This is a genomic window from Nocardia sp. CDC153, assembly GCF_035818515.1.
Taxonomy (GTDB): Bacteria; Actinomycetota; Actinomycetes; order Mycobacteriales; family Mycobacteriaceae; genus Nocardia.
Window position 1 is genome coordinate 135,713 of record NZ_JAYKYU010000005.1, and the last position, 18,074, is coordinate 153,786.

Below are 18,074 nucleotides of genomic sequence, written 5' to 3' on the forward strand. Positions count from 1 at the left end.
CACTATGGGATTCCGCCGCCGCAACCTGAGCCTGGCCGCCTCCGCGGCCCTGAGCGTGACCGCCGCCTTGACCGTGACCGCTGCCCCGGCCTTGGCTCGGCCCGAACCGCCCGCTCGGGTCGCGCCGCTGGGGGCGGACTTCCTCTGGGGTGTGGCGGCCTCGGGATTCCAGTCCGAAGGGCATGCGCCGGACAGCAATTGGTCGCGGTATGCCGCGTCCGGGAAAACCGCGGACCCGTACCGTGATTCGATCGACTTCTACGACCGGTACCGCTCGGACATCCAGCTGGCGAAGCAATTGGGTGTGAAGGTGTATCGCATCAGCGTCGAGTGGGCGCGGGTGCAGCCGCGGCCGGGCGTGTGGGATGAGGACGGACTTCGCTTCTACGACAGCGTGATCGGTGCGATCCGGGCCGCGGGCATGCGGCCGATGATCACCCTGGACCACTGGGTCTACCCGGGCTGGGAGGTCGACCGCGGCGGCTGGGGAAATCCCGGCATCGTGGCGGACTGGCTGACCAACGCCCGGGCGGTCGTCGACCGCTACGCGGACGCGGACCCGCTGTGGGTGACGTTCAACGAGCCATTGGCCTACCCGATCCTCGAAGCCACCGCCGGACGCCTGCCCGTCACCGAGATCGACGCCATGCGGGACCGAATCGCCCAGGCCCACAATGCTATCTACGACTACATCCACACCCGGCAGCCCGGTGCGATGGTCACCAGCAATGTCGCCTACATGCCCGGGTCCGAGGAGGCCGTGAACGGGCCGATGATCGACAAGATCGCCGCGAAGCTCGACTACATCGGCATCGACTACTACTACGGGCTTTCCCCCGACACCCTGGGCTCCCAGGCGGAGATCGCCCAGATGTGGAAGCGTCCGCTGCAGCCCGAGGGCATCTACTACGCGCTGAGCCACTACGCCGAGAAGTTCCCCGGCAAGCCGCTCTACATCGTCGAGAACGGCATGCCCACCGAGAACGGCCAGCCGCGCGCCGACGGCTACACCCGCGCGGACGACCTGCGCGACACCGTCTACTGGCTGCAGCGCGCCAAGGCCGACGGCATGAACGTGATCGGCTACAACTACTGGAGCCTCACCGACAATTTCGAATGGGGTTCCTACACACCGCGTTTCGGCCTCTACACGGTGGACGTCCTGACCGATCCGACCCTCACCCGCCGCCCCACCGACGCGGTGCCCGCCTACACTGCGATCACCCGCGACGGCGGTGTCCCCGCCGACTATCGACCGACTCGCGATCCACACCCCTGCTCGCTGGTCGACGCCCTCGCCAGCTGCACCGACCCGGTCGCGGTGCCGCGCTAGCCCACCGGCTACCAGTTCTTCACCGATCTGGGCTGGTGACAACCGCATTCCGCCCGCTGACCTCCGAATCGGTGTCAGCGGGCGGTTTTCGTGGATCCGTAGGGGGTGATCAGCGCAGGGCGGGGATGACCTCGCGCTCGAACAGTTCCGCGCCGGAGGTGTCGTAGGCGGTCTCGGGGAAGTAGTGGATCGAGTATCCGAGACCCAAAGCCTTGACCTCCGAGAGCCGTTCGACGATCTGCTCGGGGGTGCCGACGGCGGGGGAGTTGCGGAACAGATCCTTGACGTGTTGCGCCGCGCCCTCCGCGCCGACGAACGGCGTCAGGCGGGCCTCCAGCGCGGACAGCCGCTCCTGCACCTCGGCCTCGGTCGACCCGACGACCGTATTGAAGTTCGAGCTGCGGGTGATGGCGTCGAAATCGGTTCCCACCTCGGCACAGTGGGCGCGCAGCAGCTCCGACTTCTGGGTGAAGGTCTCCGGGTCGCCCGCGAAGTTGGTGTACTGCGCGTACTTCGCCGCGATGCGCAGCGTCACCTTCTCGCCGCCGCCCGCGATCCAGATCGGAATCCCACCCTCCTGCAAGGGAAGCGGGCGCACGATCGCGCCGTCGACCTGGTAGTGCTTGCCGTCCAGGGTGGCCTTGCCGGTGGTCCACGCCTGCTTGAAGATCTGCACGCCTTCGTCGAGACGGCCCAATCGGGTACCGGCGGACGGGAATCCGTAGCCGTAGGCGCGCCACTCGTGCTCGTACCAGCCGCCGCCGATGCCCATCTCCACGCGGCCGCCCGAGATGAGATCCACCGTGGCGGCCACCTTGGCCAGGTAGGCCGGATCGCGGTAGCTCATGGCGGTGCACATCTGGCCCAGCCGGATCCGCGAGGTGCTCGCGGCCAGCGCGGACATGAGCGACCAGGCCTCGTGGGTGGCCTCCTCGGTCGGCACCGGCACGGTGTGGAAGTGGTCGTAGACCCACAGCGATTCCCAGGCGTCGCTGGAGTCGGCGCGCCGGGCCAGGTCTCGCATCACGCCCCATTGCGCGGCGGGGTCGATCCCGACGAGATCGAGCCGCCAGCCCTGCGGGATGAAGATGCCGAAACGCACTAGAAGTCTCCTCTGTTCGAATCCGGTGTGGTCACCTCGGTCGGGCCGAGCACCTTGCGCAGTGCCGCGGCCACGGTCTCGAGTTCGGCCGGGTCCAGTCTGCCCCCGAAGCGCCGTTCTATCCCATCCAGATAGTGCGGGGCGGCCTCGCGGAAGCGCCGGCGTCCCGCATCGGTAATGCTCACGAAGGCGGATCGGCCGTCGTCGGGATTGGATTCACGCCGCACCAAACCCTGTGACTCCATCTCGGTCACCAGGCGGCTGACGCGAGTGCGGCTGAGCACCACGCGTTCCCCCAGGTCGCTCATGCGCAGCCGGTGCGGCCCATCGAGTTCCAGCAGGACGTCGTACCAGCTCAGCGGCAGCCCGGTGGTGCGGCGCAATTCGGTGTCGAGTTCGGGCACGAGTTTGGCGTGGACCTGGAGCAGTGCGGCCCAGGCGTGGACGGCCGGATGGGATCGAGGTGCGGGCACCGGCCCATCATAACCAGTTGCGTGCGCCCGCACGTAAGTAGTAGCGTGCGCACGCACACATTTTCGTGCTCGGAAAGGAAAACCCATGACCGCACTCATCACCCGCGACGAACTCGCCAAGGAGATCGAGGCCGGATCGGTGATCGTGCTCGACGCCCTTGGCGGCGAGTACTACGCCAAGGCCCACCTCCCCGGCGCGCTCGCGCTGGTCGAGGCCGACGTGGAAACCGAAGCCCCGCGCCTGCTCCCGGACCGCGACGCGGCCATCGTCACCTACTGCTCCAATGCCGCGTGCCCCAACAGCCAGAACGTGGCCACCAAGTTGGAGCGGCTGGGCTACACCAATGTCCGCAAATACCGTGACGGCATTCAGGATTGGACCGAAGCGGGTCTGCCCATCGAAAGCTGATCGCGGTAGCGAGAATTCGGCCGCCTGCCGTCGTGATCGCGACGGCAGGCGGCCGAATCGTTTGAGTCCCAGGCCTCTCGGTGGCGGCTCAGGCCGCGCGGGCGCGGCTGACGATCGCCAGGCAGGCCACACAGGCGGCGGCCAGGACACCGAACATGGCCGGGTATCCGACGCCGGTCGAATCGTGGCAGACCGCCATTACGGCCGGGACGCCGAAGCCCAGATAGCTGACCGCGTAGAAGACCGCGGTCAGGCCCGCCAGATCCGCCGGACCGGCCATGCGCTCGATTTCGAGCAGACCGGCGACGAGACCGCTGCCGAAGCCCATGCCCAGGGCGATGGCCGTCAGCACCGTCAGCCACATGGTCAGCGTCGCGGAAGCGGCCGCGGCCAACACCATTCCGGTGATGACCAGGGTCAGCGCCAGCATCGGCAGCCGCAGTGAACCGGGGCGGTCGATGCGCCGCGCCACCGACTGGATGGCGAAGCCGCAGCCCAGCGTGATGACCGTGACGAGGGCCGAGAACGCGATCGGTGCGTTGTGGACCTTGGGCATCATGAGGGTCGGCATGATGGCGTAGGCCGCGGCCGAACAGGTGAACAGCCACAGGCACACCGGCAGCGCCACGGTGCGGAAGCGGTGATGCGCGGCGGCGGGGACCTTCAGGTCGTCGCGCAGCCGACCCGGATTCCCGTGCGGTGCGGTGGTTTCCGGCGCGCGGTACAGCCAGCTCGCGGCCAGCAGGCACAGCGCGACATTGATCAGGTAGGCGAGGGTATCGGGCCACGGGGCCCACTGGGCCAGCACTCCGGCCACGCCCGCGCCGATGCCGAAGCCGCCGGTGAGGCTCATGGCCGAGCGGCGCGCGCCCGCACCGGACACGGCCGCGCCGGTGAACGGCGGCTGCGAAAGCTCCTTGAGCCAACTGCTGCCCACGGCCATGGCCAATCCCAGCGCGATGCCGCACAGCACGCGGCCGAGGGAAAGCATTGGCACGGAATCGGATCCGAAGGCCAGAAAGGCCGAACCCGCGGCCGCGACGAGCGGCGCGGGGCGCATCAAACGGCGGCGACCGTAGCGGTCGGAGAGCGGGCCGCCGATGAGCAGCGCGGGAATGATGCCGAGAACGTACTCGAACAGCAGCAGGTCGACGGTAGCGACGGATAGACCGTCGCGCTTGTACATGACCAATAGGGGAGTGAATTCGTTTCCGCCCCAGGCGATCGCGAAGATGGCCGCGGAGACGCCCAGCCAGGCCCCGGGGTGGGTGCCGAGACTTCTGGCCGGGGTGTCGACCGATGTCAGCGTCGCCATCACAGTCCTCTCAGGGTCACGCCGTGCACCTGGGTCAGATGTTCGGCGAGGGTTTCGGAGAAACCGGCGGCGTCGGCGGCTTCGATCAGGTTCGTGATTCGGGTGTGCTGGGCGATGATTCGGTCGGGATTGGTGTCGCCCCGGTGCAGCGCAACGCTGTTCATGCGCCGCTGCCGCTCGCGCAGGGAGTCGTAGAAGCCGGTGAGCAGCGGGTTGTCGGCGGCCACCACGTACTCACGGTGGAAATCGGCGTCCACGATGGCGAATTCCTCGAGATTCCCGGCGTCGGCGAGTTCGCGCTGGCGGGCCAGGGATTCGCGCAGCCGTGGGATCAGGCCCGCCCGCGCGACCCGGGTGAGCGCGTCCACGGCCCCGGTCTCCACGATGTAGCGGGCGTGGATCACATGCTCGGCCTCGTGCGAGGGCACCGGCACCACCAGCGCGCCGCGCTTGGGGTACAGCCGCATCCAGCCCTCGGTCTCCAGTCGCAGGAACGCCTCGCGCACCGGCGTGCGGGAGGTGCCGAGCTCACCGGCCATTTCGTTCTCGCTGACCAGCTCCCCGCCCGGCAGACTGCCGCTGAGGATGCGTTCCTTGATCTCGCGATAGGCGCGCTCGGCGGCCGAATACGTCTTGGACACGACTTGCATACTAGTTTGATCGCGGGCCGAGTTGCCCGGATGTGTCCGGGTTCACGATCTTGATGAGGGAGTTGCGCCACAACCCTCTCACCAACCATGATTCTCTTGTTGGCAGCACGTCAGTAGTGCTCTCTGGACGAGGAGGTCCGCATGGCGAACGACGCCCCGCCGCTGAACGAGGTCGTGAACGGAGGATTGGAATTCACGATTCCGGTCGCGCACAAGATGGGTGTGCGGGCCGAGGAGGTGCGTCCGGGCTTCGCGGCCACCAGCGTGCCGATCGAGGGCAATGGCAATCACTTCGGCGTCATGTACGCCGGTGTGCTGTTCACCGTCGCCGAGGTGCTCGGCGGCGCGCTCGCGATTTCCAGCTTCGATATGAGCAAGTACTTCCCGCTGGTGAAGGACCTGCACATCTACTTCCGCAAGCCCGCCGCCACCGACGTGCGCGCCGAGACCTCGCTGTCCGCGGCGGAGATCGCGCGCATCGCCGAGGAGGCGGAGGCCAAGGGCAAGGCGGATTACACCTTGAAGGCCGTCGTCACCGATGCCAACGGTGTGGTGGTCGCCGAGACCGAGGGGCTCTACCAGCTGCGCACGCACGGCAAGTAGGTCTACGAAATGTCCGAGCCCCCGGCGCATTCGCCGGGGGCTCGGACATTGTCGTCGGGGTTCGAACCCCGCGGCCGATCAGGCGACGATGATCCAACCCTCGCAACCGGTTCCGGCGCTGCCCGGCCACTCCGAGCCCGACACCTTGAACGGGATGGCACCCGGCATCGGGGTGCCGAGGTCGATCTTGGTGGTCTGCGCGGCATAGGTGTCCGGCAGTGGGGTGCGCGCGCCGTTCATATCGATCTTGGCGTCGTCGGTGAAATTGTTGGAGGTGGTGATCTCCAGGGTGGTGGGCGTGAACGAGTGGGCCATGAGCGTGGTCTGGCCGCACCGGCCCTTGGAGTAGTCCAGCGTGATCCGCTGCGGTGCCGCGTCGGCGCTGGCCGGTGCGGCCAGGGCGCCGGTCACGGCACACGCGAGGGCGGCCAGGGTCATGCGGCGGAGGTACACGGTCTTCACGAACAAACCCCTTTCCTGTGGTCACGGCTGTAGACGACCCCCCGATCGCGCAACGATCATGCCGTGCGCGCGGGCCCGGCACAGCGCAGACGCGCGGAAGAATCGGCACGGATTGCGTGAGAGTCCGGGTTCACGGCCGGACCGGTCGACTTAGTATCGAATCCCTACGCGAAACTCTGCTGGCCCCAGGAGGCTCGGGTGATCGTGCGCAATCCGGAGTGGGTGGGTCGAGGGGCCGGAGCGGTTTTCGTGCTCGCCCTGCTGGTTTCGCTGTTCCTGGTGGGCGGTCCGGTGCGCGCCGGGGTGACGGCCCCGGACGTGGTCACCGTCGACAGCGGCGGACTGCACGGCGTGGTCGCCCAGAACTACCGGCTGTTCAACGGAATCCCCTATGCCGCACCGCCGGTCGGTGCCCTGCGTTGGCGGCCACCCGCCCCCGTCGCGCCCTGGCCCGGGATCCGGGAGGCCCGCGACGCGGGCTCGAACTGCCCGCAGGACACCGGCCTCGGCGGCCTGCGCTCCACCAACGAGGACTGCCTCTACCTCAATGTCTGGACCCCGCGCACCCTGCCCGCCGACGGCCGCGCCCTCCCGGTCATGGTGTGGATCCACGGCGGCAGCCTCCAGATCGGCTCCGGAAGCATGTACGGCGCAGCGCCTTTGGTCTCCCAGTCCGACGGCGACGCCATCGTCGTCACCATCAACTACCGCCTCGGCGCGTTGGGCTTCCTGGCCGCCTCGGCCCTGGACGACGGCACGGGTGCCGGCGACTACGGCCTGATGGATCAACAGGCCGCCCTGCGCTGGGTCCAGCGCAATATCGCGGCCTTCGGCGGCGACCCGAACCGCGTCACGGTGGATGGTGAATCAGCGGGCGGCATTTCGATCTGCGCGCACATGGCCGCGCCCGGCTCGACCGGACTTTTCCAGGCGGCGATCCTGCAGAGCGGCCCGTGCACGAGCCAGTCACTCGTGGACGCCGAGGCCGAGGGTGATGCCTGGGCCGCCGAAGTCGGTTGCGCCGGACCCGATTCGGCCGCGTGCCTGCGTGGCCTCCCACCCAACGTCCTGATCGACCACGCACCCGCCACCGCGAACGTGGTGTACGGCAACAATTTCCTCCCCGAGGACCCGATAGCAAAACTGAAATCTGGCCGCATGACCCACATCCCAACCTTCATCGGCTCCAACCACGACGAAATGGCCCTCTGGGTCTGGATGAAATACGGCAACCCCCTAGGCCCCCGCCTATCCGCCGCCGACTACCCCACCGTCCTGGCCACCCAACTGAACCTCGACCAATCCCAGACGGCCCGAATCACCCAGGAATACCCCCTCTCCGACTACCCCCAACCCGCGGTGGCCCTGTCTCGCTCCTGGACCGACAAGGTCGTCTGCAACCTGATCGACCAGGTAGCCGACTTCAGCCGCCAAAACCCCACCTACGCCTACCAATTCGACGATCCCGCCCCCGTCTCCCCGCCCACCACCTTCCCGATGGGTGCCTACCACGCCGCCGAACTCCCGTCCCTGTTCGACCTGGCCCAATTCGGCTGGCTCCTCCACGGCGTCATGACCCCCGACCAACAACGCCTCCAATCCGAAATGCTCCACTACTGGTCCCGCTTCATCACCACCAACACCCCGGATCCCGCAGCCCTACAACCCATCCCGCTGTACTCCCCAACCAACCCCACCTACCTGTCCTTCCGCCCCACCGGAAGCCAATTGGCCGACAACTTCACCACAGACCACCGCTGCGCCTTTTGGTCGACGCTCTCGCGCTAGGTCTTGTGCTTCACCAAGTCAATCCACGCAGGTTTGCCAGTGGCGGGCGGTTTCGCGGAGGTGGGTGCGGATGCGGTCGACGTGAGGGCGGGGTGGGCCACCTACTCGGCGGGCCAGGAAGATGGTGTTGATGGGGGCGTCGGCGGGGGTGTGCAGGGGTTCGATTGCGCCCGAGGACAATTCGCGGGTGCACAGGTAGCTGGGGAGGACCGAGATGCCCGCGCCGGCGACGACCGCGGCGAGGACGGCGCGTAGGTCGGGGATGACCAGGGCGGGTTCGGCCTCCAGGCGGGTGTCGAAGACGTGCCGCCAGTAGCGGCGGACGATGGGGAGGTCGGGGGCGTAGGCGACCAGCGGGGTGGCGGTGAAGTCGTTGGCGCGCAGGCGGTTCGGGTCGGCGCGGGCGGCCATGTCGGGCGCGCCGACCAGGATGAACTCCTCGTCGGCCAGGGCGTCGGCGAGGACGGTGCGGCCGCGGGGGCGGACCGTGGACAGGGCCAGGTCGAGTTTGCCGACCCGGAGGTCGGCGAGGAGGTCATCGGCCAGGCCGGTGGTCACCGTGAGCCGGATACCGTCGGCGATCAGCGGCGCGAGGGCCGGAAGGACCAGCGTCGCCAGGAGTTCGGTGGGGCCGCCGAGGAGCACGGGTGGTTCCACGACGGGCGGGCTGTCGAGGGTGCCGTTGCCGGTGACCGATTCGAGGGCGTCCAGGGGTGCGGCGACCCGGGCGGCGAGGTCGTGGGCGGCGGCGGTAGGGGCGACGCCGCGCGGGAGTCGCTCGAACAGGGGTCGGCCCAGGTGGCGTTCGAGGGCTTGGAGCTGGGTGGTCACGGTCGGTTGCGAGAGTCCGACCTGACCGGCCGCCGCGGTGATCGAACCGGCTCGGTACACGGCCAAGAACGTCCGCAGCTGCGCCAGGTCCATCGAACCATCGGCCTGCCTATGTCGCACCGAACCAGTCTATTGACCCTGCAATGCGTACTCAATTTATTGAGTATCGATCCTCTGGACGCGCGCCAGATGATCGCGCTACCGTACGGAGCGGATATGCAATGAGTTGACTATGAGAATCGAGGCATCATGCACCCGTTCCGCAAGGCCGTGGAGGCTCGCGACGAAGCCGCCATCGAGGCTCTGTTGGCCGACAATGTGGTGTTCACCAGCCCGGTCGCCTTCAAGCCCTACCCGGGCAAGGCCATCACCGCCGCCATCCTGCGCGGTGTCATGCGGGTGTACGAGGACTTCCACTACCTCAAGGAGATCGGCGCGGACGATGCCGTCGACCATGCGCTGGTCTTCGAGACGACCGTCAATGGCAAGCGCATCACCGGCTGCGATTTCATCCACCTCGACGCCGACGGCAAGATCGACGAATTCACCGTCATGGTCCGCCCGCTCTCGGGCGCGCAGGCGCTGGCCGAGGCGATGGCCGCGCAGTTCGACCGGATCCAGGCCGAGGCCGTGGCGCAAATCGAACGGCAGGCGGCGGGCTCGTGAATTGACGCGGCGGGCTCATGAATTGACGCAGCCCGGCACGAACCCGCGCCGATTTCCTGGGATGATCCACCAAAGTCACCCGAAAGGCCGATCCGCCATGACCGATGGCAGCTTCACCCGCTATGTCGCCGTGGGCGACTCGCAGACCGAGGGCGTCGGCGACGGCGACGACCTGACCGGCCTGCGGGGATGGGCGGACCGGCTGGCCGAGCGACTCGCCGTCACCAATCCCGAACTGCGCTACGCCAATCTGGCGGTGCGCGGCAAGCTGGCCCACCAGATCCGCGCCGACCAACTCGAGGTGGGGCTGGCGCTGCGGCCGGATCTGGTCACCGTGCTGGCGGGCATGAACGATCTGCTGCGGCCGAATTTCGATCCGGACGAGATCGCCGGACACGTCGAGGCCATGTTCGCGGCCTTCGCCCGCACCGGCGCGGTCGTCGCGACGCTCACCTTTCCCGATATCGCGCAGAACATTCGATTGGTGCGGCCCATTCGCGGCCGGATCGCGATCCTCAATGACCGCCTGCGCGCGGCGGCCCGCCGCCACGGCGTGATCGTGGCCGAAACCGGCCATTACGCCGTGGCCGCCGACCCGCGCCTGTGGAGTTCGGATCGCCTGCACGCCAGCCCGCTCGGCCATCAGCGCATCGCCGACGCCATGGCCCACGCGCTGCGCCTGCCCGGCGCGGACGACGCGTGGACCCGTCCGATCGTGCCCGCCCTGCCCGAGTACGGCGTGTTCCGCACGATGGCGGCCGAATTGCAGTGGGCGGCCGTGGCCTTGGGGCCGTGGGTGCTGCGCCGCCTGCGCGGCCTGTCCAGCGGCGACAATCGCTCCGCGAAACGGCCCGAGCCGCTGCCGGTTCGAATCGCGGAAGCACAGCGGTTCGGCTACTGAATCGGTTCCGCTGCCGGACAATCGACCCTGAGCCAGTGGGGGGCGAGAAGGGTCGGTGCGGATCATGTTCATCGGCGAGAACGCGTTGGCGGCGATCGGCAATACTCCGCTGGTGCGCCTGAACCGGGTGGTGCCACCGGGTTGCGCGGAGATCCTGGTGAAGGTGGAGGGCCAGAATCCGACCGGCAGCATGAAGGATCGCATGGCACAGGCCGTGATCGGCGTGGCCGAACGCGACGGGCGGCTGAAACCCGGTGGCACGGTGGTCGAATACACCGGTGGCAGTACGGGTGCCGCGCTGGCGCTGGTGTGCGCCGCGAAGGGGTATCGGCTGCGGATTGTCAGTTCGGCGGCGTTCAGCGCCGAAAAGCTCACGCAGATGGCCGCATACGGCGCGGAGCTCACCCTGGTCCCGAGCCCGGACGGGATGTTCACCGAGCGTCTGTTCACGGCCATGGTCGAGACCGCCGAGCGGCTGAGCCGGGAGCCGGACACCTTCTGGCCGGATCAGCTGCGCAATACCGACAGCATTACCGGCTATCACGCCCTGGGACAGGAGATCTGGGCGCAGACCGAGGGTCGGCTGGACGCGTTCGTGCAGTCGGTCGGCACGGCGGCCTCGCTGCGGGGCGCGGCCTCCCTGCTGCGCTATCACAAGCAGCGGCGACTGCACGTGGTCGCGGTCGAGCCCGCCGAATCGGCCGTGCTCTCGGGTGGCGCGCCCGGTGCGCATCGCATCGAGGGCATCGGGATCGGCTACCTACCGCCGCTGTGGGATCCGAGCCTGGTCGACGAGACGGTCGCCGTCTCCACCGCGGATGCCGAGCAGATGGCGCGCCGCCTGGCCCGGGAGGGGCTGTGCGCGGGCACCTCCTCCGGCGCGAATGTGTTGGCGGCCATTCGGGTCGGGCTGCGGCTGGGCGCGCGGGCGCGGGTGGTCACCGTGCTGGTGGATTCGGGCTTGAAGTACCTGAGCACCCCCGTGTATCGCCGTGAACCTCAGACGTTGACGCCGTAATCCCTTGCGATACCGGCCAATCCGGACGCGTACCCCTGCCCGATGGCGCGGAACTTCCACTCGTTCCCATGCCGGTACAGCTCGCCGAACACCATGGCGGTCTCGGTCGAGGCGTCCTCGGTGAGATCGAAGCGGGTCAGCTCGGTGCCGGTGGCGGCGTCGACCACCCGGATATAGGCATTGCGCACCTGCCCGAAGGCCTGCCGCCGCGTCTCGGCCTCGTAGATCGAGACGGGGAAGAAGATATTGGTGATGGTCGGCGGCATGGCCGCCAGATCCACATTGATCACCTCGTCGTCGCCCTCACCCTCGCCGGTGAGATTGTCACCGGTGTGCTCGATGGTGCCCTCGGGCGAGCGCAGGTTGTTGTAGAAGACGAAATGCTTGTCGGAGACGACGCGCCGATTGGGGCCGCAGGCCATGGCACTGGCGTCCAGATCGAAATCGGCTCCGGTGGTGCTGCGCACGTCCCAGCCCAGGGCGACGGCCACCTTCGTCAAATTCGGCGCTTGCTTGGACAGTGAGACATTGCCGCCCTTGGCCAAACTGACACTCATCGAATTGCCTTTCCTCTGCGATCGATGCATCCATGCCCAATCGTCCTCGCGACGCGGCGCGGCGGCCACCGCGTCGGCGGCGAGTTGATCGGCCAGGACGGTGATTCGCCGCTGCAGGGCGAGCAGCTCGATCAGATCGCGGTTGATCGATGGATCTGAGGGGTCGACGGCGGCGCGCACCGCCTCGGCATGCGCGTCGAAGACCGCCGCCCGCAGCCGGGCGGCCAAGGCGGGGCCATCCGCGGCGGGCTGCACGCGTCCCAGGCCTGACCGCGGCTCCCCCTTACCGAGCGTCACATCTCGAATGTACCTGTACCGCAGGTTATCCGAGCGATCTCAGGAACTCCGCCAGATAACGCCCGCTGTAGTCGCTCAGTCCGTTGTTCTGGACCGCGGCCGCGCCGATGGTGTCGATGTGGTTGTAGCCCGGAAGGGTCTGCACGGTCGCGGTTTGCGGGACCGGGAACAGCAGGCCGGGGCCGAACTGGACGACGCTGTCACCGGCCCACAGGACCAGGTTCGGCTTGGTGCGTTCCATGCCGTGGTAGCGCAGGTTGCCCATGTCGCCGGTGCGGGCGCCGCCGTAGCCCGCGGCGATATCGAGCACGACGCGCAGGGGGAAGTAGGTCTCCCAGTAGGCGTAGGGGCCGCCGGCGCCCAGTTGCCGTGCGACGTCACGGATATCGGCCACCTCGTGTCCGGGGGCGGTGTAGGGCACGCCTTGGACGTTGTCGTAGTTCCGCCAGGTGTAGAGCACCGACCGGTCGGATGGTGCAAAACGTTGCTGCGGGCCGGCCGTGAGTCGCAGGTAGTTGCCGAGCAGTGGAATCTGAGTCGCGTCGCCGGGATTCGGGAAACTTTTGGGCTGCACCGGCCCACCGTCGAGCACGCCCATGCCCTGCTGGAGAAGTTCGAAGTTGCAGGAGTTGTTGTCCAAGAGCTCGCCCAGGAGGGCGGTATTGGTGAAGCGGTAATCGCGCAGGGTCCCGGTGCCGTCCGCGCCATTGGTGGCGAAGTCGGCCCAGGTCGGGGCGAACAGGAAGTTCAGCGTCGAATCGATCTCGAAGTCGTGCGGAAGATGCGCCAGCAGTTGGCTTTCCCCGTCGGGATCCAGATACGCGGCGAGTCCGGCCAGACGGTAGATCAGGAAGGCCTTGGTGCCGATGACCGGTGTCGACCCGAGAATGCGCGGCAGTAGGCCGATGTTCTGGGTCGCCTTCAGGACGTCGTTGACCGGGGAGATGAGGGCATTGGTGAGGTCGTGCAGGAAGGGTGTGTTCTGAATCGCGACCGGGTCCGAGGAGACCATGGAGTCCTGCGCCACGAACGCGGCACACTGGCTGTAGCCAGCGGCGTCCGGGTCGCCGTTACCGAAATCCCAATCCGCGAAGAAACCGGTTACGAGACCGCCCATGGAGATGCCGGTGCACACGTACTTGCGTTGCCGCACAAGCTGATCCGGGATTTCGTGGAGCATTATCTCGTATTGATCGCGCAGCACTCGTTCGAGACCCATGGAATCGAGGAGCGGCAGGTCCTGAGAGTTCCTGAAGCCCGGGAAAACTCGGCCGTCGATCGGCCTACCGTTGAAGTAGTAGTCGACCGCGTCGAGGTAGTTGCCGGTCTTCAGCGCGTAGTCGAATCCGGTGGTCTCGTCCAGGCAGCTGCTGCGGCGCGCCATGGCCCAGAACTCCACCTTGCGCCCCAGCTGAGCGGCGGAGCGGACCGTGTTCGCGGCGACGCTGTCGGAATTCATTGCGCCGCCGTTGAATCCCTGCTGTTGTACGACCACCGAGTCGGCGTCGGCGGAATCGGTCGGGCCGTCGGCGGCGCGATAGCGGAGGAACCCGGCGCGGTCGCACTCGGGTGGATGCGCGGGGGCATTCGGTGGCAGCGGGAGCAGGAAGCTGACCTGCGAGACGATGACGCCATCGCGATTGTCCAGCACTTGCTCTTGCCGATCGGTGGCGGCGCTGACCGGCGCGACCGCGTGTGCGTGCGGAGTCATCGGCGACATCAGGGCACCAACGGTTCCCGCCGCCACGGCCAGCGTCCCCCAGCCCACTGAGATTCTCACAAACAGCATCGTCACCAGGAGGATGCCTCGACGTCATTGGGCAGTTCGAAAGCAAACGTTGCTTGAGGCTGTGAGGTCTTCCGAATTCGGCTGAAGATGGCTCGGTTTGAGTCGCTTTGGGCTAGGTTGCGGTGGCTCTCGGGGCGGCGGGGATATTGCTATTGAGAATGGTCGGTATTGTTGAATTTTCTTTAGTCACAATAGAATTCACATGTACTGTTTCGAATTGCGTTGCTAGAATAGGAGTTATGAAATGTGGGGAGTTGGTTCACGCTGATGCGCTCGCGGCGACTGCCGCGTTGCGTGAGGCTGCCGATGACCTCATTTACCAGTCGTTGATGCCGTGTACCGATGACGAGGTCGTGTCCACGATGCGGGAGGTCGAGGAGGCGCGGCGGCAGTTGGAGGCGGTGGCCCGGAAGTTGGCTGCCGAGGCCGAGATTCGGTCGTTGCCGCAGAAGGCTGGGGTGGGCAAGTTGTCGCGGTTTCTGGCCGAGACCCTGCATTTGGGGCGTGGGGAAGCGCTCGCGCGGGCGAACGCGGTGCAGGTGCTGGCCGCGAAGACTGACCCGAGTGGTGGGGAGCGGCCCGCGCAGTTGGCGTGGACGGCCTCGGCGCAGGAGTGCGGGTTCATCTCCGACGCGCACGTGCGCGCGATCGTGAAGATCATGGGTCGCATCCCCGGGAGCGTGAACGCCGACGACCGCGCCATCGCCGAAAGCCAGCTGGTGCACTTGGCCGTGCAGACCGGCCCCGACGCGCTCCCGAAGGCGGGCGAACACCTGTTGGCCTACCTCGACCCGGATGGCAAGCGCAGCAGCGACGAGGACCGCGCGCGGATGCGTGGGGTCAGCCTCGGCGCGCAGCGTGCCGATGGGATGCGTCCGATCTCCGGGCTGATCACCCCCGCGCTGAGCGCGGTGCTCGACCCCTACCTGGCCAAGGCCGCGCGCCCGGGCATGTGCAACCCCGACGACCCGCAGAGCCCGTGGGTCGCCGACGAGCAGCTCAACCCGGAAGACGTGGAGGCTGCCGCGCAACGCGATCGCCGTTCGACCGCGCAGCGCACCCACGACGCGTTGTTGGCGCTGCTGCGTCCGGATCTGGGTCCGGCTCAGTTCGGTCACCACCGGGGGCTGCCGGTGTCGACGATCTTCACCATGACCGTCGCCGAGCTCGAGGCCGCTGCTGGGGTCACCACCACCGCCTCCGGTGGCACCATCTCCATCCCCGAGGCGTTGCGGCTGGCCGAGCAGGCCATCCCCTTCCTGGCCCTCTTCGACCACTCCGGTCGCCCCCTGCATTTGGGGCGCGCCAAGAAGAACCGCCTCGCCTCACCCGATCAGCGGATGGCGTTGATCGCGGCCGAGAAGGGCTGCAGCCGACCCGGATGCACGGCCCCGGCCACCATGGCTGCGGTCCATCATGTGACCGAATGGTCCAAGGGCGGGGCCACCGACATCGAAAACCTCACCCTGGCTTGCGATTCCTGCCACGCCCTGGTCCACGACGGGCCCGGTGGCTGGAAGACCGTGGTCTTGGGCCCGGAGTCGGATACCCCGGGGCGGATCGGGTGGATCGCACCACCACACATCGACCCCACCGGTACACCTCGGGTGAATGAAATCCACCATGCTCCTGAGCAGTTGGTGCGTGCGTTGGCGCGCACCCGCGAAGAACGCTTGCGTCAAATTCAACAGTGTTAACGCCGAGGCAGGGTGGGGCCTCTCGGGTTGCTTGCTGCCCGGCTGCCTATGCGCGGCTGGCGTGCGCAAAACAACGAGGAAGCGTGGTCACCTCGCCTGCCCTACCGCACTGGGGCTGACGCCGAGTCGGGAGCCGCCACCTCACCTCCCAGCCCACGGACTGCACGCATCACCTCTCGAGACAACCCAACAAACACAGACCCGAATCGTTCGACAGCTGCACGGCTTCAAGCTCTTTGACAATTCCACAGAAACGATGAACGGCCGCACGGTGAGCGGGCTGGAACGTAAGTGAGGTGCCCGTAGGTGAGGCGGCTGGAAGCTGCGGGTCTTTCCCGGTGTGGGCTGGTAGGTGAGAGGGCCTCGCAAGCTCGGCCACCCTCTCTCCCTCCTCCAGGCATCTTTTATCTTTTCTCTCTTTAATCTTTTCCTCTTTGGTCGACTACAAGTTTTTCGTTAGTCCGCGCCTCCATAGTCCGGCAATGACCACATCCAGCCCCGTCCGCCTCACTGCCATCCTGCTCCTGGCCGCGACCGTGATTCTGGGAACCGGAACGGCCTGCTCCACCCCGACACGATCAACCCCCACGACCGCCACGACGACCCCCGCGTCCACCATCAAGTGGACCGCCGAATCACTGACCACCGCCTTCGCCGCGATCAATCAGAAGCTCGGCCCCAACCCCGAATGGACCCGGCTGGACATCGCGAACGACGGCACCAGCATGAGTATCGAAGCCGTCGATCCAACCAACCGCGACTCGATCATCAAGTACCACTACACCCAAGCCACCGCCCAGGCAGAACTCGAGCAAACCGTCCCCAACCCCGCCGAATTGCGGGAACAGCGCGGGGTCGGAACCTTCACCAGCAGCGAGATATCCCTCGACACACTGCTGACAATCGAACCTAAGGCCTTGCGTGACACCGCCGTACGAGACGGCCACGTCTGGGACTACGTCATCGGAAGACGCACCAACCCTCCGGCTTTCCTCATCGAGGTGACGGTGTATGGCTCCGACCCGGTCCATGACGAGAAACTCGCGGACTACGACATGACCGGCAAGCTGATCTCCGTCTCATGACCGCTGTCGTCTTCGAGGCGAGGTTGCGTGAGGTCCGGGTCGAACAGTGGGGTGGGCCGACTCCGTGTGCGGAATGGACTGTGCGGCAGCTGGTCAATCACGTGACTCGGGGAAATCTCAATTACAAGGCGCTGGTGCAGGGTGGGACTGCGGCGGAATTCATTCGTCTGCGGGATGCGGACGCGCTGGGGGTGGAGCCGCGCCGCAGCGGCCGACACCTCCGGTTCCGCTGTAGCCCCACAAGATCGCCTGCTCCGGCTCATGGGTAGGAGGCCGGAGGAAGAACCGTTCTAGGGCGGGGTGGTGGGAGTTGGTGGCTAGCATCGGGGTATGGGGCTTTCGTATGTGGTTACCGGGGGTGGGCGGGGGATTGGGCGGGCCATTGTGGAGCGGATGGTGGGGCGGGGGCATGCGGTTGTGGTGGTGGAGAGGGACGTTGGGGGATTGGGGTGGGGGTTGAACGGGGTGAGGTTTGTGGCGGGGGATGCAGGGGTGGAGGAGGTTGCCGAGGAGGCGGCGGATTGTGCGCAGCGGCTGGGGGATTTGAGTGGGTGGGTGAACAATGCGGCGGTCTTTCGGGATGCTTCGCTCGATCGGAGTGGGGCTGGTGAGGTGCTGGATCTGATCGATGCGAATCTGCGTCCTGTGCTCGTCGGCAGTGGGGCGGCGGTGCGGCGGTTTCTGGCGGCGGGGAGCGGGGGGTCGATTGTGAATATCAGTTCGCATCAGGCGGTTCGGGCGGTGCCGGGGGCGCTGCCCTACAGCACGGCCAAGGCGGCCATCGAGGGGCTGACGCGGGCCTTGGCGGTGGAGTATGGGCCGCGGGGGATTCGGGTCAATGCCGTTGCGCCGGGGTCGGTGGCGACCGAGCGTTATGTCGAGTATTTGGGGTCGTTGGATCCGGCGGAGGCGGCGGCGGTCGAGGAGCAGATGGCGGTGCTGCATCCGATGGGGCGGGTCGCGACGGGCGATGAGGTTGCCGCCGCGGTCGAGTTCCTGTTGTCCGGGGATGCCGGATTCGTCAATGGCGCAACGGTTCCCGTGGACGGTGGGCGGTCGGTGTTGGCGTTGGATCCGGAGGCGCGCTGAGTCGGGCGG

At 67.2% G+C, this 18,074-nt stretch carries 19 protein-coding genes; 11 read left to right on the forward strand and 8 right to left on the reverse strand.

Translation table 11 applies throughout. From position 1 onward, the window contains the following. Positions 1-4 precede the first annotated feature (4 nt). Positions 5-1,333 (forward strand): glycoside hydrolase family 1 protein, encoded by a 1,329-nt coding sequence (locus VMT65_RS27455; protein WP_326311330.1) that lies wholly within the window; start codon positions 5-7, stop codon positions 1,331-1,333. Between the two features lie 109 nt (positions 1,334-1,442). Here the strand turns inward: VMT65_RS27455 and VMT65_RS27460 are convergent, their stop codons facing one another. Both VMT65_RS27460 and VMT65_RS27465 read right to left on the reverse strand, forming a co-directional pair. Further along, positions 1,443-2,435, reverse strand: a complete 993-nt coding sequence (locus VMT65_RS27460; RefSeq protein ID WP_326311331.1) for an LLM class F420-dependent oxidoreductase — start codon at positions 2,433-2,435, stop codon at positions 1,443-1,445. Then, complete coding sequence (locus VMT65_RS27465) at positions 2,435-2,908, reverse strand: MarR family winged helix-turn-helix transcriptional regulator (protein ID WP_326311332.1); 474 nt, start codon at positions 2,906-2,908, stop codon at positions 2,435-2,437. The genes VMT65_RS27460 and VMT65_RS27465 overlap by 1 nt, the downstream gene beginning before the upstream one ends. Before the next feature lie 85 nt (positions 2,909-2,993). Here VMT65_RS27465 and VMT65_RS27470 point away from each other — a divergent pair, with 85 nt between their 5' ends. Then, the gene (locus VMT65_RS27470) at positions 2,994-3,317 is read left to right on the forward strand and encodes a rhodanese-like domain-containing protein (RefSeq protein ID WP_326311333.1); all 324 of its coding nucleotides are present in this window, start codon (positions 2,994-2,996) and stop codon (positions 3,315-3,317) included. An 88-nt stretch (positions 3,318-3,405) separates the two neighbouring features. Here the strand turns inward: VMT65_RS27470 and VMT65_RS27475 are convergent, their stop codons facing one another. Together VMT65_RS27475 and VMT65_RS27480 are read right to left on the reverse strand one after the other, a co-directional pair. After that, positions 3,406-4,632, reverse strand: a complete 1,227-nt coding sequence (locus tag VMT65_RS27475) for an MFS transporter (RefSeq protein WP_326311334.1) — start codon at positions 4,630-4,632, stop codon at positions 3,406-3,408. After that, entirely contained in the window at positions 4,632-5,282 is a 651-nt protein-coding gene (locus VMT65_RS27480; RefSeq protein ID WP_326311335.1) for a GntR family transcriptional regulator, read from the reverse strand. Before VMT65_RS27480 ends, VMT65_RS27475 begins: the two co-directional genes overlap by 1 nt. Before the next feature lie 141 nt (positions 5,283-5,423). Here VMT65_RS27480 and VMT65_RS27485 point away from each other — a divergent pair, with 141 nt between their 5' ends. Then, positions 5,424-5,885 (forward strand): PaaI family thioesterase, encoded by a 462-nt coding sequence (locus VMT65_RS27485; protein WP_326311337.1) that lies wholly within the window; start codon positions 5,424-5,426, stop codon positions 5,883-5,885. 78 nt (positions 5,886-5,963) lie between these two features. On the opposite strand, the gene VMT65_RS27490 is transcribed toward VMT65_RS27485, so the two are convergent. Continuing rightward, complete coding sequence (locus VMT65_RS27490; RefSeq protein ID WP_326311338.1) at positions 5,964-6,347, reverse strand: hypothetical protein; 384 nt, start codon at positions 6,345-6,347, stop codon at positions 5,964-5,966. Between the two features lie 198 nt (positions 6,348-6,545). Between VMT65_RS27490 and VMT65_RS27495 the strand changes: the two genes are divergently transcribed. Further along, positions 6,546-8,135 carry a carboxylesterase/lipase family protein gene (locus tag VMT65_RS27495; protein WP_326311339.1) on the forward strand — a complete coding sequence of 530 codons (1,590 nt, stop codon included), beginning with the start codon at positions 6,546-6,548 and terminating at the stop codon, positions 8,133-8,135. Positions 8,136-8,153: 18 nt separating this feature from the next. Here the strand turns inward: VMT65_RS27495 and VMT65_RS27500 are convergent, their stop codons facing one another. After that, positions 8,154-9,086, reverse strand: a complete 933-nt coding sequence (locus VMT65_RS27500; protein WP_326311340.1) for a LysR family transcriptional regulator — start codon at positions 9,084-9,086, stop codon at positions 8,154-8,156. 129 nt (positions 9,087-9,215) lie between these two features. On the opposite strand from VMT65_RS27500, the gene VMT65_RS27505 reads away from it, so the two are divergent. From VMT65_RS27505 to VMT65_RS27515, 3 genes are all read left to right on the forward strand, one after another. Beyond that, on the forward strand, positions 9,216-9,632 hold the full coding sequence (locus VMT65_RS27505; RefSeq protein ID WP_326311341.1) for a nuclear transport factor 2 family protein: 417 nt from the start codon (positions 9,216-9,218) through the stop codon (positions 9,630-9,632). Between the two features lie 97 nt (positions 9,633-9,729). Continuing rightward, on the forward strand, positions 9,730-10,533 hold the full coding sequence (locus VMT65_RS27510) for an SGNH/GDSL hydrolase family protein (protein WP_326311342.1): 804 nt from the start codon (positions 9,730-9,732) through the stop codon (positions 10,531-10,533). 64 nt (positions 10,534-10,597) lie between these two features. After that, complete coding sequence (locus VMT65_RS27515) at positions 10,598-11,551, forward strand: PLP-dependent cysteine synthase family protein (protein ID WP_326311898.1); 954 nt, start codon at positions 10,598-10,600, stop codon at positions 11,549-11,551. Here the strand turns inward: VMT65_RS27515 and VMT65_RS27520 are convergent. Both VMT65_RS27520 and VMT65_RS27525 read right to left on the reverse strand, forming a co-directional pair. Then, positions 11,533-12,108, reverse strand: coding sequence for a TerD family protein (locus tag VMT65_RS27520; RefSeq protein ID WP_326311899.1), 576 nt, complete (start codon positions 12,106-12,108; stop codon positions 11,533-11,535). The two genes, VMT65_RS27515 and VMT65_RS27520, sit on opposite strands and share 19 nt — an antisense overlap. A gap of 322 nt (positions 12,109-12,430) precedes the next feature. Further along, on the reverse strand, positions 12,431-14,185 hold the full coding sequence (locus tag VMT65_RS27525; protein WP_326311343.1) for a hypothetical protein: 1,755 nt from the start codon (positions 14,183-14,185) through the stop codon (positions 12,431-12,433). A gap of 338 nt (positions 14,186-14,523) precedes the next feature. Here VMT65_RS27525 and VMT65_RS27530 point away from each other — a divergent pair, with 338 nt between their 5' ends. From VMT65_RS27530 to VMT65_RS27540, 4 genes are all read left to right on the forward strand, one after another. Continuing rightward, entirely contained in the window at positions 14,524-15,891 is a 1,368-nt protein-coding gene (locus tag VMT65_RS27530) for an HNH endonuclease signature motif containing protein (RefSeq protein WP_326311344.1), read from the forward strand. A gap of 482 nt (positions 15,892-16,373) precedes the next feature. Next, positions 16,374-16,976, forward strand: a complete 603-nt coding sequence (locus VMT65_RS27535; RefSeq protein WP_326311345.1) for a hypothetical protein — start codon at positions 16,374-16,376, stop codon at positions 16,974-16,976. Further along, positions 16,973-17,245, forward strand: coding sequence for a maleylpyruvate isomerase N-terminal domain-containing protein (locus VMT65_RS38470; RefSeq protein ID WP_442790315.1), 273 nt, complete (start codon positions 16,973-16,975; stop codon positions 17,243-17,245). The genes VMT65_RS27535 and VMT65_RS38470 overlap by 4 nt, the downstream gene beginning before the upstream one ends. Before the next feature lie 61 nt (positions 17,246-17,306). After that, positions 17,307-18,065: an SDR family NAD(P)-dependent oxidoreductase gene (locus VMT65_RS27540; RefSeq protein ID WP_326311346.1), complete on the forward strand. Its 759-nt coding sequence runs from the start codon at positions 17,307-17,309 to the stop codon at positions 18,063-18,065. Positions 18,066-18,074: the final 9 nt, after the last annotated feature.

Coding starts and splice junctions, on each gene's coding strand:
- VMT65_RS27455 (WP_326311330.1), top strand. CDS start 5: ATGGGATTCCGCCGCCGCAACCTGAGCCTGGCCGCCTCCGCGGCCCTG.
- VMT65_RS27470 (WP_326311333.1), top strand. CDS start 2,994: ATGACCGCACTCATCACCCGCGACGAACTCGCCAAGGAGATCGAGGCC.
- VMT65_RS27475 (WP_326311334.1), bottom strand. CDS start 4,632: ATGGCGACGCTGACATCGGTCGACACCCCGGCCAGAAGTCTCGGCACC.
- VMT65_RS27480 (WP_326311335.1), bottom strand. CDS start 5,282: ATGCAAGTCGTGTCCAAGACGTATTCGGCCGCCGAGCGCGCCTATCGC.
- VMT65_RS27485 (WP_326311337.1), top strand. CDS start 5,424: ATGGCGAACGACGCCCCGCCGCTGAACGAGGTCGTGAACGGAGGATTG.
- VMT65_RS27505 (WP_326311341.1), top strand. CDS start 9,216: ATGCACCCGTTCCGCAAGGCCGTGGAGGCTCGCGACGAAGCCGCCATC.
- VMT65_RS27510 (WP_326311342.1), top strand. CDS start 9,730: ATGACCGATGGCAGCTTCACCCGCTATGTCGCCGTGGGCGACTCGCAG.
- VMT65_RS27515 (WP_326311898.1), top strand. CDS start 10,598: ATGTTCATCGGCGAGAACGCGTTGGCGGCGATCGGCAATACTCCGCTG.
- VMT65_RS27520 (WP_326311899.1), bottom strand. CDS start 12,108: ATGAGTGTCAGTTTGGCCAAGGGCGGCAATGTCTCACTGTCCAAGCAA.
- VMT65_RS27530 (WP_326311344.1), top strand. CDS start 14,524: ATGCCGTGTACCGATGACGAGGTCGTGTCCACGATGCGGGAGGTCGAG.
- VMT65_RS27535 (WP_326311345.1), top strand. CDS start 16,374: ATGACCACATCCAGCCCCGTCCGCCTCACTGCCATCCTGCTCCTGGCC.
- VMT65_RS38470 (WP_442790315.1), top strand. CDS start 16,973: ATGACCGCTGTCGTCTTCGAGGCGAGGTTGCGTGAGGTCCGGGTCGAA.
- VMT65_RS27540 (WP_326311346.1), top strand. CDS start 17,307: ATGGGGCTTTCGTATGTGGTTACCGGGGGTGGGCGGGGGATTGGGCGG.